The organism is Terriglobales bacterium (assembly GCA_035651655.1).
In the GTDB taxonomy this organism is placed as follows: Bacteria; Acidobacteriota; Terriglobia; order Terriglobales; family Acidobacteriaceae; genus DASRFG01.
On record DASRFG010000023.1, the window covers coordinates 483,645 to 497,681 of the forward strand.

13 protein-coding genes are annotated in these 14,037 nt (G+C 56.3%); 3 read left to right on the forward strand and 10 right to left on the reverse strand.

Annotated elements, in window-relative coordinates; all coding sequences use genetic code 11:
* Positions 1–149 precede the first annotated feature (149 nt).
* The 7 genes from sufT to VFA76_10575 all read right to left on the reverse strand — a co-directional run bounded on the left by sufT (position 150) and on the right by VFA76_10575 (position 6,713).
* On the reverse strand, positions 150–746 hold the full coding sequence (gene sufT, locus VFA76_10545) for a putative Fe-S cluster assembly protein SufT (protein HZR32275.1): 597 nt from the start codon (positions 744–746) through the stop codon (positions 150–152).
* A gap of 4 nt (positions 747–750) precedes the next feature.
* The gene (locus tag VFA76_10550) at positions 751–1,203 is read right to left on the reverse strand and encodes an SUF system NifU family Fe-S cluster assembly protein (protein HZR32276.1); all 453 of its coding nucleotides are present in this window, start codon (positions 1,201–1,203) and stop codon (positions 751–753) included.
* Positions 1,203–2,447 carry a cysteine desulfurase gene (locus VFA76_10555; protein ID HZR32277.1) on the reverse strand — a complete coding sequence of 415 codons (1,245 nt, stop codon included), beginning with the start codon at positions 2,445–2,447 and terminating at the stop codon, positions 1,203–1,205. Before VFA76_10555 ends, VFA76_10550 begins: the two co-directional genes overlap by 1 nt.
* Before the next feature lie 29 nt (positions 2,448–2,476).
* Complete coding sequence (gene sufD, locus VFA76_10560) at positions 2,477–3,904, reverse strand: Fe-S cluster assembly protein SufD (GenBank protein HZR32278.1); 1,428 nt, start codon at positions 3,902–3,904, stop codon at positions 2,477–2,479.
* Between the two features lie 13 nt (positions 3,905–3,917).
* A complete protein-coding gene (gene sufC / locus VFA76_10565; GenBank protein HZR32279.1) occupies positions 3,918–4,688 on the reverse strand; it encodes a Fe-S cluster assembly ATPase SufC in 771 nt (256 codons plus the stop codon).
* Positions 4,689–4,782: 94 nt separating this feature from the next.
* Complete coding sequence (gene sufB / locus VFA76_10570; GenBank protein ID HZR32280.1) at positions 4,783–6,237, reverse strand: Fe-S cluster assembly protein SufB; 1,455 nt, start codon at positions 6,235–6,237, stop codon at positions 4,783–4,785.
* Complete coding sequence (locus VFA76_10575; protein ID HZR32281.1) at positions 6,234–6,713, reverse strand: SUF system Fe-S cluster assembly regulator; 480 nt, start codon at positions 6,711–6,713, stop codon at positions 6,234–6,236. Before VFA76_10575 ends, sufB begins: the two co-directional genes overlap by 4 nt.
* A 303-nt stretch (positions 6,714–7,016) precedes the next feature.
* Here VFA76_10575 and VFA76_10580 point away from each other — a divergent pair, with 303 nt between their 5' ends.
* Positions 7,017–7,334, forward strand: coding sequence for a response regulator (locus VFA76_10580; GenBank protein ID HZR32282.1), 318 nt, complete (start codon positions 7,017–7,019; stop codon positions 7,332–7,334).
* A 56-nt stretch (positions 7,335–7,390) separates the two neighbouring features.
* On the opposite strand, the gene VFA76_10585 is transcribed toward VFA76_10580, so the two are convergent.
* On the reverse strand, positions 7,391–7,759 hold the full coding sequence (locus VFA76_10585; GenBank protein ID HZR32283.1) for a response regulator: 369 nt from the start codon (positions 7,757–7,759) through the stop codon (positions 7,391–7,393).
* A gap of 449 nt (positions 7,760–8,208) precedes the next feature.
* Between VFA76_10585 and VFA76_10590 the strand changes: the two genes are divergently transcribed.
* Both VFA76_10590 and VFA76_10595 read left to right on the forward strand, forming a co-directional pair.
* Positions 8,209–8,433: a hypothetical protein gene (locus VFA76_10590; protein ID HZR32284.1), complete on the forward strand. Its 225-nt coding sequence runs from the start codon at positions 8,209–8,211 to the stop codon at positions 8,431–8,433.
* A 141-nt stretch (positions 8,434–8,574) separates the two neighbouring features.
* Positions 8,575–9,633 (forward strand): Ig-like domain-containing protein, encoded by a 1,059-nt coding sequence (locus VFA76_10595; GenBank protein ID HZR32285.1) that lies wholly within the window; start codon positions 8,575–8,577, stop codon positions 9,631–9,633.
* Between the two features lie 38 nt (positions 9,634–9,671).
* On the opposite strand, the gene VFA76_10600 is transcribed toward VFA76_10595, so the two are convergent.
* Together VFA76_10600 and VFA76_10605 are read right to left on the reverse strand one after the other, a co-directional pair.
* On the reverse strand, positions 9,672–12,842 hold the full coding sequence (locus VFA76_10600) for a glycoside hydrolase (GenBank protein ID HZR32286.1): 3,171 nt from the start codon (positions 12,840–12,842) through the stop codon (positions 9,672–9,674).
* A 58-nt stretch (positions 12,843–12,900) separates the two neighbouring features.
* The gene (locus VFA76_10605) at positions 12,901–13,962 is read right to left on the reverse strand and encodes a VWA domain-containing protein (GenBank protein ID HZR32287.1); all 1,062 of its coding nucleotides are present in this window, start codon (positions 13,960–13,962) and stop codon (positions 12,901–12,903) included.
* Between the last annotated feature and the right edge of the window lie 75 nt (positions 13,963–14,037).

Below are 14,037 nucleotides of genomic sequence, written 5' to 3' on the forward strand. Positions count from 1 at the left end.
CGACTTGGCTTTTTTACGCGCAGCATACTGGCGCGCTCATGCAAAAGCCAACGCGGGAGTTTACCCCTTCTGGTTTGGACGCGTAAATAACGTTTTGTGAAGGCCCGAAATACGGGCAGCAAGCAGAAAAAAACGGATTTGAGGAGATATTACTTGTAAGCCGTAGTTGACGAATCCGAGGAGCCGTAATCCACATCAATGCCAAGCTGCAGCCGGGCAGCTTCGGACATACGAACCGGCGTCCATGGCGGATCGAAAACTACCTCTACCTGCACTTCTTTTACGCCAGGCAGGTGAGACAGCTTGCTTTCTACATCAGCCTTAAGAACGTTGCCCATGCCGCAGCCTGGGGCCGTCATGGTCATTTTGACATCCAGCTTCTTCGATCCATCTTCGAGAGAATTGATGTCGCAAGCGTAAATCAGGCCAAGGTCAACGATGTTAACCGGAATCTCGGGATCGTAAACCGTTTTGAGCTGTTCCCAGATTTTGGCTTCGCTGAATTCCTGGGGCTGTGCCGATGTTTGCGGCGCCTGATCTTTGACGGCGGGAGTGACTCCTAAAGCGTCGGCATCCTTCGCATCCACCCGAAACATTTCGCCGTAGTTCGACCACACGCTGTAGCTGCCGCCGAGTGACTGCATGATGCGCACTTCGGTGCCGGCCGGCAACAGGCTGCGCGTTCCGCTGGGGATGGCGGTGACTTCGCACCCTCTGGTCAAGCGAATGAGCTTATTCGGATCCATAACTTTACTCCGTTGAAACTGGCTCCTGCGTGCCTTCCAAGGCAGCATTCAGGGTATGCCAGGCCAGGGTGGCGCATTTCACTCGCGCCGGAAATTCGTGAACGCCGGAGAATACCGCCAACTTGCCCAGCTCCGGCTGGTCGCCATTGGGATGAGTTTGGCCGGTCACCAGATCATGAAAGCGATGAAAGATTTTGTCCGCTTCCGCCCGAGTCTTGCCCTTCAAGCTTTGGGTCATCATGGAGGCCGAAGCTTTGGAGATTGCACACCCGGAGCCCTGGAACGCGATGTCGCGAATGGCATCGCCATCCATGTTCAGATAAACCGTGAAATGATCGCCGCAGAGCGGGTTGTAGCCTTCGGCCTTGCGCTCTGCGCCGGTCAGCTCGCGGAAGTTTCGCGGCTGCTTGCTGTGCTCCAGGATCACTTCCTGGTAGAGATCGCGCAGGTCAGCCATCAGCCAAAGACCTCCCGCACCTTGTGCAAGCCTGCGACCAGCGCGTCCACGTCGGCGCGAGTGTTGTATAAACCGAAAGATGCACGTGCCGTTGCCGGCACGCCAAAGATTTGCATTACCGGCTGGGCGCAGTGGTGGCCCGTCCGAATGGCGATGCCTTCCTGATCCAGGATAGTACCAATGTCGTGCGGGTGGATGTTCTCGAACACAAATGAGAGCACGCCCGCCTTCTCCCGCGCGGTCCCAATCAGGCGCACGCCGGGCACGGCGGAAACCGCTTCAGTAGCGTACTTCAACAGCTCATGCTCGTAGGCGGCGATGTTCTCGATGCCCAAATGATTGACGTACTCGATCGCCGCTCCGAGTCCAACTGCGCCAGCCACGTGCGGGGTTCCCGCTTCGAATTTGTGTGGCAGCTTGTTGTAAGTCGTCTTCTCAAAGGTTACGGAGCTGATCATGTCTCCGCCGCCTTGATAGGGAGGCATAGCATTCAGCAGAGCCGCCTTGCCATAAAGCACGCCCATTCCGGTGGGGCCATACAGCTTGTGGGATGAGAAGGCGTAGAAATCACAATCCAGCTCGCGTACATCCACTTTAATCCGCGGCGCCGCCTGCGCTCCGTCAACCAGCACCGGAATGTTCCAGCGGTGCGCAAGCTCGACCATCTTCCGTATGGGATTCAGCGTGCCCAGAGCATTCGAGATATGGCCCACAGCGACGATCTTCGTCTTCGGGCCGAGCATCTTCTCGTATTCGTCGAGCCGCAGCTCGCCACGTTCGTTGATGGGCACCACCCGCAGCCGCGCGCCCTTCTCTTCGCAAAGCATTTGCCAGGGAACGATGTCAGAGTGGTGCTCGAGGGCGGTAATTACGACTTCGTCACCGCGGCCGACGTTCTTGCGGCCGTAGCTCTGTGCAACCAAATTGATGGCCTCGGTCGTTCCGCGCACAAAAATGATTTCGCTCGGATCGGCAGCATTGATGAAATGCTGCACCAGAGCCCGTGCACGCTCATATTGTTCGGTGGCCCGCTCGGAGAGCGTGTGCACGCCACGATGCACGTTGGAATTATCTTCCTGGTAGTAGGCCGAAATTGCGTCTATCACCGACTGCGGCTTTTGTGTGGTTGCGGCATTGTCCAGATAGACCAGCGGCTTGCCGTGGATCTTCTGCTGCAGAATCGGAAAGTCACGGCGTACCTTCTCCACGTCGTAAGGCGCAAGAGCAACACTGAACGGGTGCATCTCTCGGGTAACCGTGTTGGCAGCGATGCTCATCCGACCTCCTCCCAATTTCCCGGCTTTCTTTGCGTAGGTTGACCGGAAGCAGCCTCTAAAGCGTGCGCCGCTGTGATTTCGCTCGCGAAACCACCCTCCCCGAAGAGCCAACCGGTTATCAATTGTTCCAGATGCGCGCGGAGCGCCTCCGGCTTCATGCGATCCAGGCACTCGCTGGCAAACGCATAGAGCAGCAGGCGTCGCGCGGAACCCTCATCCATGCCGCGTGAGCGCAAATAGAACAGTGCGTTTTCCTCGATCTGACCGATGGTCGCGCCGTGGGTGCACTTCACGTCATCGGCATAGATCTCCAGCTGCGGCTTGGTATCAATCTGCGCGTTGTCAGAGAGCAGCAGGTTGCGATTGGTTTGCTTCGCGTCGGTCTTCTGAGCGTCTTTATGGACAATGATGCGGCCATGAAAAACGCCGCGAGAGTGCCCGTCCAAAATACCGTTGTAAAACTGGCGGCTGCCGCAGTGCGGGCTGGCATGCTCCACCAGCATGTAATTGTCCATGTGCTGCCGGCCGTTGCCGATGAACAGGCCATTGATCAGGCAGTCGGCGCCTTCGCCCGCGAGCACAGGATGGACGTTGTTACGCACCAGCCTTCCACCCAACAGAACGGAATGCGAAGCGACGCTGGTGCTGCGTCCCTGCTGAATGCGCAAAGTCGAAATGTTGAACGCCTGCGCGTGCTCGCGCTCCAGCATGTAATGCGAAACGACGCTGTCGTCGCCCGCGACCAGCTCAGTAGCAGTGTTGGAAAATGCCGGCTCCCCGCTGCCCAGCGAAATGTAATCTTCAATAATGGCTGCCTGGCTGTTCTCTTCCGCGATGATTAGATTGCGCGGGTGCGTCATGAGCGGCGTGTCGCTGCCTACGGAGACAAACAGAAGATAAATCGGATTTTCCAGCACCGCACCGCGCGCGATGTGTAAGTAGGCGCCATCCTCGATGAACGCAGTGTTCAAGGCGCAGAAGGCATCGCGTTGCGTATTGAGGTAACGACCCAGGTGAGGTTCAATTGCACTGGCGTTATTTGTAATCTGCTCCGCCAGGCTACCCACCTTCACGCCTTTAGGTAGGACACCAAGAACCGAGAGTTCCGGCGCATATCGCCCATTAACGAATACCAGCTGACACGCTGACGCGGTGAATCGATACGGCTCAAGTTCATGGGCAGACACTTTGGCTTTGCCGGCTGCCGGAAGCTGGAACGCCGTGTTGGCAATCGCAGCCACACTGGTGAAGCGCCAGTCTTCGTCGTGCGTAGTGGGGAAACCAACCTCGGCAAAGCGAGAAAAGGCGTCTTCACGCAAGGATCGAAGCCAGGGCTGCGTGTGTCCAGGAGCGCGCTTGTTGAACGCGCTGAAGGCATCCAGATAACTGGCCAGCTGCGGAGTTGTAGTGATCACATTTGACATTAGTTCCTGATCCTTACGCCGATCTGGCGGTGCGGGTTTCGCCTTCGATCCCCACATAGCCCTGTTTTTCGAGTTCCAGCGCCAGCTCTGGTCCGCCAGATTTCACGATGCGGCCGTCCACCAGAACGTGCACCACATCCGGCTTGATGTAATCGAGCAGCCGCTGATAGTGCGTCACCACAACAAAGGACCGGTCAGGCCCTCGCATGGCATTCACACCTTTTGCCACAATCTTCAGGGCATCGATGTCGAGCCCGGAGTCGGTCTCATCGAGGATGCCAAGCTTCGGCTGCAGCACCGCCATTTGGAGAATCTCATTGCGCTTCTTCTCGCCGCCGGAGAAACCCTCGTTCACCGAACGATTAAGCAGCCGCTCATCCATTTCCAGCAGCTTTAGTTTCTCCTTGAACATTGGCAGGAAATCCATGGCATCCAGCTCGTCTTCGCCACGTGCCTTACGCTGCGCGTTCAAAGCTGCACGCAGGAAATACGCATTGCCAATGCCGGGAATCTCCACCGGATACTGAAAAGCCAGGAATATGCCTTCACAAGCCGCCTCTTCCGGCTTCATAGCCAGCAGGTCCTTGCCGTTGAACAGGACCTCGCCCTTGGTGACGTTGTAAGTTTCGCGGCGAGCCAACACTTGCGCGAGCGTGCTCTTGCCCGAGCCGTTCGGCCCCATGATGGAATGCACCTCGCCCGGATTCACCTTCAGGTCAAGGCCCTTGAGGATCTCGTGGTTGTCCACCGCCACGTGCAAATTCTTGATTTCGAGAAGACTCATTCGTGATTTTTCCTTTTCGTAGCGCCGAAATCTTGTCGGCTTGTGTACGCCGGCGTCCTCACCGGCTGTTCTTTTTCCGCCGAGGCGGCATTAGTTATCCGACGCTGCCTTCCAAGCTGACGCCCAGCAGCTTCTGGGCCTCTACTGCAAACTCCATCGGCAGCTCGCGGAATACCTGTTTGCAGAAGCCGTTCACGATCATGGAAACGGCGTCTTCAGCCTTAAGTCCGCGCTGGCGGAGGTAGAAGAGCTGGTCTTCGCCGATTTTCGAAGTCGACGCCTCGTGCTCCATGTGAGCCGTGGCATTTTTTACCTCGATGTACGGGAAGGTGTGCGCGCCGCACTTATCGCCGATCAGCAGCGAATCGCATTGCGTGTAGTTACGCGCGCCCACCGCGTTCTTCAGGATCTTTACCTGGCCGCGATAGGTATTCTGGCCGTGCCCGGCAGAAATGCCTTTCGAGACAATCGTGCTCTTGGTGTTCTTACCAAGGTGGATCATCTTGGTGCCGGTGTCCGCCTGCTGATAATTGTTGGTCAGAGCGACCGAGTAGAACTCGCCAACTGAGTTGTCGCCCTGCAGAATGCAGCTCGGATATTTCCAGGTGATGGCCGAGCCGGTCTCCACCTGTGTCCAGGAAATCTTGGAGTTCACCCCAGCGCACTTTCCGCGCTTGGTGACGAAGTTATAGATCCCGCCCTTGCCTTCCTTGTCGCCCGGATACCAGTTCTGCACCGTGGAGTACTTGATCTGAGCGTTATCGAGCGCGATCAGTTCGACCACGGCAGCGTGCAACTGGTTCTCGTCGCGAATGGGCGCGGTACAGCCCTCCAGATAGCTGACGGACGCGCCTTCGTCTGCAATGATTAGAGTGCGCTCGAACTGTCCGGTCTCCGCCGCGTTGATGCGGAAGTATGTCGAAAGCTCCATCGGACAGCGCACGCCTTTAGGGACGTACACGAACGACCCATCGCTGAACACGGCTGCGTTCAGCGCTGCGAAAAAGTTGTCACTGTAAGGAACTACCGTGCCGAGATATTTCTGCACCAGCTCAGGGTGGTTCTGTACCGCTTCGGAGAACGAACAGAAGATAATTCCCTTCTCCGCCAACTTTTCTTTAAAAGTGGTAGCCACGGATACGCTGTCAAATACCGCGTCCACAGCCACTCCTGCCAGCATTGCCCGTTCCTGTAGCGGAATGCCCAGCTTTTCGTACGTGCGCAGGATCTCCGGATCGACTTCCTCCATGCTCTTCTGCCCAGCCTTCTTCTTGGGCGCGGAGTAGTAGTAGATGTTCTGGTAGTCGATTGGCGGATACTTAATGTTCGCCCACTTAGGCTCGGCTTCCGACTTCTGCAGCGAAGCCCAATGGCGATATGCCTTCAGCCGCCACTCCAGCATGAATTCCGGCTCCTGCTTCTTGGCCGAAATCACGCGGACGATGTCCTCGTTCAGACCCCTTGGGATCCGCTCTTCTTCAATGTCGGTGACGAATCCCCACTTGTACTCGCGATTCGCCAGGTCCTCGATATTTACATTAGTGCTCATTGCGTTCTCCCAGATATAAGACCGACGGGTATGACTTTGCCCTCGCCATCTTTGATTCCCACCAATTGCAGCGGCTGCGCTAAATCGGCGAGCATTACTTTCTCGAGGGCGCCTCTAACCGCGTGGCTGATGATGCGCTGATTGCTTTTGATTGGGCAGGAAGGTTCCAACTCGCAAAGCCCGGTCACCTCGGTGCTGCACTCGGTTAAAGCAATTGGGCCTTCGAGGGCGCCAATGATTTCCGAAACTGAGATTTCCTCGGGGCCACGAGCCAAGGTATACCCCCCCTTGGTGCCACGATGCGAAACCAGCAAGCGCGCTTGCAGGAGCTGCTTCAAGACTTTGCTAACCGTGGGCAAGGGCAACTGCGAGTCGGAAGCCAGGTCGCGCGCAGTATGCAGCTCGCGTGGCTTGTTGCTCGCCATGTAGGTCATCAAGACCAGTCCGTAGTCGGTTAACTTACCCAGTCGGATCATCGCCGGCTCCTGTTCTTTCGGAACGTCACCGCTGAAACGGCTACAAACATACAGTACTGAATCGGTACGATTATGATAATACAATATAGCACCGGTCCGGTACAATATTATTCGGCCGCAATCTAACTCGCAAACCCATAATTTTCAGCTATATAGGAACTGCCCTCTGGATTTCTACATCCCTGTCCGGGTAGACAAGCGGAAACCATTATCGGAGCTGAGTGGCTTCAGGGGATATTCGGCACGACCTCCGTCTAGGTCTGAATCTATGCTTTGAGTCTGGGCATCAATTAGTTAGAATCCTTGAAATTAGAAGCATTTGGACGGTTTGCCAACGTGGAAACTCAGGAACTTGCCCTGCAGACGGTTCTACTCGTCGCGGATAATCCGACCATCGGAAAGATCGTGCGCGAAGAGCTGTCTGGCGCTGGATACCAGGTTCGGTGGGCAAAAAATCAGGACGAAGCGGTCTCGCTCTGGGCACCGGATCAGTACGACGTGGTATTTGTGGACATCCGTCGCGAGAAGGACCGCGGGCAAGCCTTGGTACGCCAGATTAAGGCGGTTGCACCGAGCCAAAAAGTGATCTTCCTGAAGAACGGCCGCCGCCAGGCGGCGTAGTGAAGGAACGCCTCACACCTCGAAACTTGTAAGATCCCGTAGCAGTTTGGGTGGTTCTATGCCGCCTGCCTCTCCGACGTGTCCATCAGTTTTCGGACAGTCGCAAGCAGTATCTCTGGACTCTCGGGTTTGGCGATGAGGGCATCCGCAAAGCTCAGAGCTTTCGCCGCCGCAGGATCGCCCGAAAAGACAGCGATCGGCACACCTGACTTCATGCGTTTCATCTCCGGTCCCACCCATTCCCCGTCATCCGGAAGAGCAAAGTCCAACAGCACTAGATCTACCGCTTTGTCTCGGAAAAGGCCGAAAGCGGAGCGAGCATTGGGCGCGCCAAGGACGCTAAACCCTGCCCCTTCAAAAATCGCGGTTAGAGTTTTTAGGATGATTTCGTTATCGTCAACTATGAGAACCGTTTTTGATGGCATGTATAGTCTCTCTGGTAGAGTCGGAAATCAAATGCCGCCTGGACGCGGCGCAATCACCTTAGGTTAAAGAGATGCAGGGTCTACGCTCCGTGCTGCCGTGCGCCGGCGAGAGCTGCATCCAGCAGCACTCAATCCTGCGTTACTGGAGCATCAGCTACTCGTGCGCGGTCGGTTTTATTGCCATGGATCGTGAAGATGAAAGACGTCGCCTAGGTTTGTGCCTGGATTGCGAGAACGCGCGGGTGATCGAAACTCCGCGCTCGTCGAAGTTTTACCAGTGCCAGCTCTCATTCCGCGATCAGAGTTTTCCCAAGTATCCTCGCCTCCCGGTTGTCGAGTGCTCAGGGTACCTTCGAAAAGAACCGCCGAGCTGAACTCGTGCAGAGAATTCCTGACCTCCACAGTAAAATGGGACAGGGACAACCACCCACCGAATACCAATGACCGGAGTGGCAATTAGGAAAGGCCAGGAGCGGGCGCAGGCTCCGGGATTTACCAGCATGGGCACGGTTCGTTGCGACCACTGCGGCCAGGAGTTCTCTATCAGCCACCCTCCCGAAATCGCCGATTCCGCACGCGCAGAGAAACAGGCCAAATGGCTGGAGCTGGTGCTGACTAAAGAGCACCAATCCAACAAGTCGCATGCCGATCAACTCGAACTGCCGGACTGCTAGCTAGCTGGCAAGTAGGACTAAGGCGCGGGCCATCCCTCCCAGTAACTCCATCGTAAGGTGAACTCCTGATTGAGGCAGAGTAGATGCTGCTCTACCTTTGTGACACATTCCAAAAAATGAACAGGAGTTAAGCTTCGCGCGATGCGAAAAGGATATTTCTCTGCTCTTGCGGTGACCACTGTCGTCCTGCCCGTGTTACTGAGTTCTTGCGGCGGTGGTGGATACCAGCCAGCCAAGGTGCAGGCCGCCGCCCCGCTCACCAGCAGCGTTACCATCAGCCAACCTGCCAATGGCGCAACCGTCGGGTCTCCGCTTCGTGTGGTGATGTCGGCACGGTCCGCGACGCCTGTGGCGGGAATCAAAATTTTAGCGGACGGAAAATCCGTGTATGAATCCGCCACCAGCCAAATAGATACTCAGATCACACTGCCCGTTGGGAAGCACAACATCACTGGGGAAGCATGGGACAGCTCCCAACGTTCCTACCAAAGCACAGTGCAGGTCAACGTGAAATCTTCGTCGTCAGATCCTGCAACCTTGGGTCCTCCCAATGCCTCGCGCTTCACGCACATCGAGGAGATTGGTGGCTGGGATAGTTGCACCGTATGTGCGGGTATCAATGCCCGGGGCCCGGTGGCGCTCTACTCCATGACCGAAGGGGTCTCCTCGCCCAGCATGGATGGCAACTCTGCCCATTTCTGGCTCGGCGGACATACTCCCTATTCCGCCGCCATTTGGGACAAACAATTGGGCGGCAACAACAATCTCCACCACTTCCTCTATGACCTCTACTTTTATGTGAGGGACCCTGGTGCATCCCAAGCGTTAGAATTCGACGTCAATCAATCAACCGATAACCTGAAATATATTTTCGGCACCCAGTGCGACTACAAGGGCCGCGGTCATCAGTGGGACGTTTGGGACACTGCCGGCAAAAAATGGATACACACCGGGGTACCTTGCCCTGTGCCCAGCGCTAACACCTGGCACCACCTAACCTGGGAATTTGAGCGAACCAGCGACCAGCGGGCACACTTTGTGAGCATGACTTTCGATGGCGTTGCTCACCCGATCAACATGTATTTCAAGCCTAAGCCGATGAACGTATTCGAGGTGAACGTAGCCTTCCAGATGGACGGAGACTACGCACAACACAACTACGATGTCTGGCTGGACAATGTCAGTTTGATTGCATGGTAGTTCGCAAGCGAGGTGGCTGCACGACGTCTCGGAGAATATTATTTAGACGTGCGCTCGTGATCGGCTGCTTCAACCTTAATCTCTGGCAATCGACCAGTTCGCAACTGCTTGTTTAGCGCAGGCACATCCTGGTTCTTGAACGCTGCCCAATGCATTTCAAACTCCGCGGCTTTTTGCTGTAATTCTTTAAACGTAGCAGCCGCCTGAGTAGTCGGTGGAGCATCGGCGCTGTCCACAACTCCGAGCAAGTAGCTGAGTTGCCCGTTCAAGCCGGTCAACCCTTCTCCTCCTGCGCCGCCATATGCGGTGGGGTTGCCGTCAAGCGGCGAAAGCTTTGTGTCCAGTGCCGCAATGGCGCTGGCCAATCGTGGGTTGTTGGTTTGTCCTTGCAGTCTCTTAAGTTGCGCGCGTAGATCGCGTACCTCCTGAAGGGCGTGATACTCCCCGTTCATGGCAGCCACAATTTGAGTTTCAAGCTCGAACTGCCGTACTAAGCCAGCTTCGGATGTATTTACCCGCGGGTCCATCTTGACGGTGAGCGGCTGCGTGTAGGTCTGTCCTGCGACCGTCAGCTTTACTGTGTACTCGCCCGGCAAGGCGCGCGCTCCCAGCGGGTCGCGAGGAGTATCGCCGTACACGGCAGAGATCGGATACTCGTGGCTCAGCGCTTGCGGCGAGGGGTAATGCAGGTCCCACACCCAGCGGTGCATCCCGGCATCGCTCGCCAGGGTTCGCGGCTGGCGCACCCAATACATAGGCGCCGTCAGCTCCTTCTCATTGATCGCTTCCGGCCGGTCGGTACTTGAGAATCGCCGCACCAGTTTGCCGGAGCGATCAAGAATCTCCAGCGTCTCCGATCCAGAGGCGGCAGATTTCAGGAAGTAATAGATGATCACACCATCTGGCGGGTTCTGACCCGCCGGTTCTTCGGGAGGAAGCGGAGTATCGGTATTGGTGCTGCGGCGTACTCGATAACTCAACTGCGGACGGAAAAGATAAGCAGTCGATTCTGCGATATGCGAATCCAGTTGTCGAAGCGGCGTAATGTCGTCCAGAATCCAGAACGACCGGCCGTGTGTTCCCACCACGACATCGTCGCCATGAACCACCAGATCGCGAATCGATGTCGCAGGCAGATTCCGCTGTAGCGACTGCCAGTGCTCGCCATCATCGAACGAGACATAGACGGTGTTCTCAGTACCAGCAAACAGCAATCCCTGGCGCTGCGGGTCTTCACGCACAGTGTTAACGGCGGCGTTGTCAGGAAGCCCGTTGGTAATCCTTTGCCAGCTCTTGCCGCCATCGTGCGTGCGATAAATATAGGCATGCAGGTCATCTAACCGGAAGCGATTGATCGCAGCATAGGCCGTCTCAGTATCGAAGTGCGAGGCCTCGATCTGCGCGACCTTGCTCCACGGCGTGAGCTCCGGCGGGGTGACGTTCTGCCAACTCTTTCCACCGTCCCGCGTCAAGTGAATCAGGCCATCGTCTGTGCCTATCCAAATCAGGTTTACGTCTCTGAAGGACGGCCCCACAGCATAAATCACGCCGCGATGTTGTTCCTTGGCCTCCTTGGCGGAGGCGAACACCCCCAAGTTCGGCGCCACACCTGGATCCTCGCGAGTTAAATCTGGACTGATGATGTCCCAGCTTTGTCCGCCATTGGTGGTCTTGAACAACACGTTGGAACCAAGATAAAGAACGTGCGGATCAACGGGAGAGAAGATCAGCGGCGCGGTCCGGTTGAAGCGGTACTTCGCGGTGCGCAGCACCACAGGAGAAATATCCTGACTTTGGTGGGTGGTCTGGTTGTAACGGCTGGCCTTGCCGCCATACACAATATTGGGGTCTAAGGGATCGGGGGCCACATACCCGTACTCCTCTGTTCCTACTGGATGCCAGTCGCGGAACGTGATTTCGCCGTCATCCCCGCGGCTGGCAATGCCTGCTGAACCGCTCTCCTGTTGGCCACCATAGACCCAATAGGGAAATCGGTTATCTGTAATCACGTGGTAGAACTGTGCCGTTGGCTGGTTGTACCAGGAACTCCAGGTCTGACCGCCGTTCACGCTGATGGTCGCGCCCTGATCGCTGGCTACCAAAATAATTTGCGGATTTTCCGGATTGATCCAGATGGTGTGGTAATCATCTCCTCCTGGCGCTCCCTTAATTGCGGTGAAGGTGGCGCCCGCGTCATTCGAGCGATAAGTGGAGGTATTCGCAACATAGATCACGTCTTTGTTCTTGGGATCAACGCGCACCCCGGCGAAATCGGAGCCGCGCCCCCAGATCCGCTCCTCGCCATTGATTCGCTGCCAGCTTTGCCCGCCATCATCCGAACGAAAGAGTCCGCCGATTATGGGGGCATCCACCAACGCGTAAATGCGGTTCGGGTCACTGGGAGCAATACCGATCCCGATGCGCCCAAGGCCCTCTGCCTGGGTTGGCAGTCCCTGGGTCAGTTGCTGCCAGTTGTTGCCGCCATCTTTGGACTTGTAGAGCCCGCTGCCCGGTGCCTGAAGCGCATTGCCTGTTGTCCAGGGTGGTCGGCGCGAGGCCCAGAGTGAGGCATAAACCGTCTGCGGATTCACTGGGTCGAACTGCACGTCAATAGCGCCCGTGTTCTCATCCTTGTAGAGAATTTTCTGCCAGGTCTGCCCGCCATCAGTGGAGCGGTAAAGCCCACGCTCTGCATTCGGCCCATAGGGGTGACCCATGACGCCAGCGAATACTCGGTTAGGGTCCTGCGGGTCAACGATCAACGCCCCAATCTGCTGGCCATCCCTCAACCCCAGGTGCTGCCAGGTCTGGCCACCATCGGTAGATTTGTAAATGCCATCTCCGGTGGAGAGATCGGGCCGTCGCAATCCCTCGCCACTCCCAACATAAATAATGCTCGGATTGGACGGAGCCACCGCCAGCGCTCCGACCGATCCTGTGGCCTGGCCATCAAAAATTGGTTTCCAGGTGCGACCATAATCGTTGGTCTTCCACACGCCCCCATTGTTGACGCCAATGTAAAAGGCGTTCGGCTGGCCAGGCACCCCGCTAGCCGCCACGGTCCGGCCGCCGCGAAAGGGACCGATCATGCGCCAGCGCATTCCTGAATACAGGTCAGGACTGAATGACTGCGCGATGGCGACCGGGGAAAATGAGAAGAAGAAGAAAAAAGCTAAGGACAAACAAAGGGAAAGGCGTTGCAGGGCCACTTATCCTCCGGGAAACCCAAGAGGATAAACTAACTTGAGCCCTCGCGTACGAGCGCAACTACTTATTCGAAATATCCACAAAAGAACTATTCAGTGCGGTGGCTCCGGCGCCAAGCTGGCCAAGCGCATAGTAGCCTCGGCGGGCACGAACTTTAAGCTTCTTGCCGAGCCGGCGGGCCACGATTTTGATATGCCGAAAGTGGCCATCAGCCTTGAAATCTGCCGGCCTATAAGAGACCGCATAACGGCTGCGCAACTCGTCCTCGATATGCGAAAAGGCTTTGGCCACTTCTTTGGTCTTAGTAGGGAAGAGTGCCCGGCCGCCGGTCTCGTCGGCCAGCTTTTGTAAATTCTGGTCGCCTTCCAGGCGCAAATCCACCGTGTTGGTGCTGATGGCGTAGACCATCAGCTCCGACTGCTGGGCCAGACGGATTGCATCTTCCAACTTGAGGTGACTGGAATTGTCCTCGCCATCGGAAAGCACAACTATTATGCGCGCCACCATCTGCTGCTCGGGTCGATTCTTCAGTTTCTCCGCTGCCGCGGCGACGGCATCAAATAACGCCGTTCCGCCACCACGATGCAGCTTGGCTAGCCCATGCGAGAGCAGCTGAGTGTCATCGGAGAAATCTTGCACCACATTTGGTTTTTCTGAAAATCCCATGATAAAGCCGAGATCGCGTCCCGCTTTGACGATCTCCCCAAGGAACGATCCCGCTGCATTTTGCTCAAATTTGAAACGCGGCTGCACGGAGTCACTGGTGTCCACCACCAGGCCAACCCTTAATGGCAGATCGCGCTGCGTATGAAAATCGATAACTGCGGAGGGCGGCTTTTTGTCATCTTGAACGACCACGTCGTTCGAGGTGAGGTCATCGACGAACTTCCCTTTATTAGACGCCGTAAATAGAACACTGACTTCGTCCACGTTCTTGGTAAAAATCCATTCCTGCCCGGAGGCTGATTCCACAGTTTTTTCCTGCGGCGCATCGCAGGTGGGGCAGTTTTGTGCATCGGCGATTGCCGAGCTGAGGCCTATTACCAGCATCAAAAAGAAAGACGGGGTCACGATCCGTCCGAAACCAAATAGTTGGAAGAAAGTCCGATAAACGCTTGACATGCCAGACCTCGAGCTCGGTCCTTATAGAGGTCTGAAGCGACAATTGCTCCAGATGATGCTTGGCTTCGGAATTGA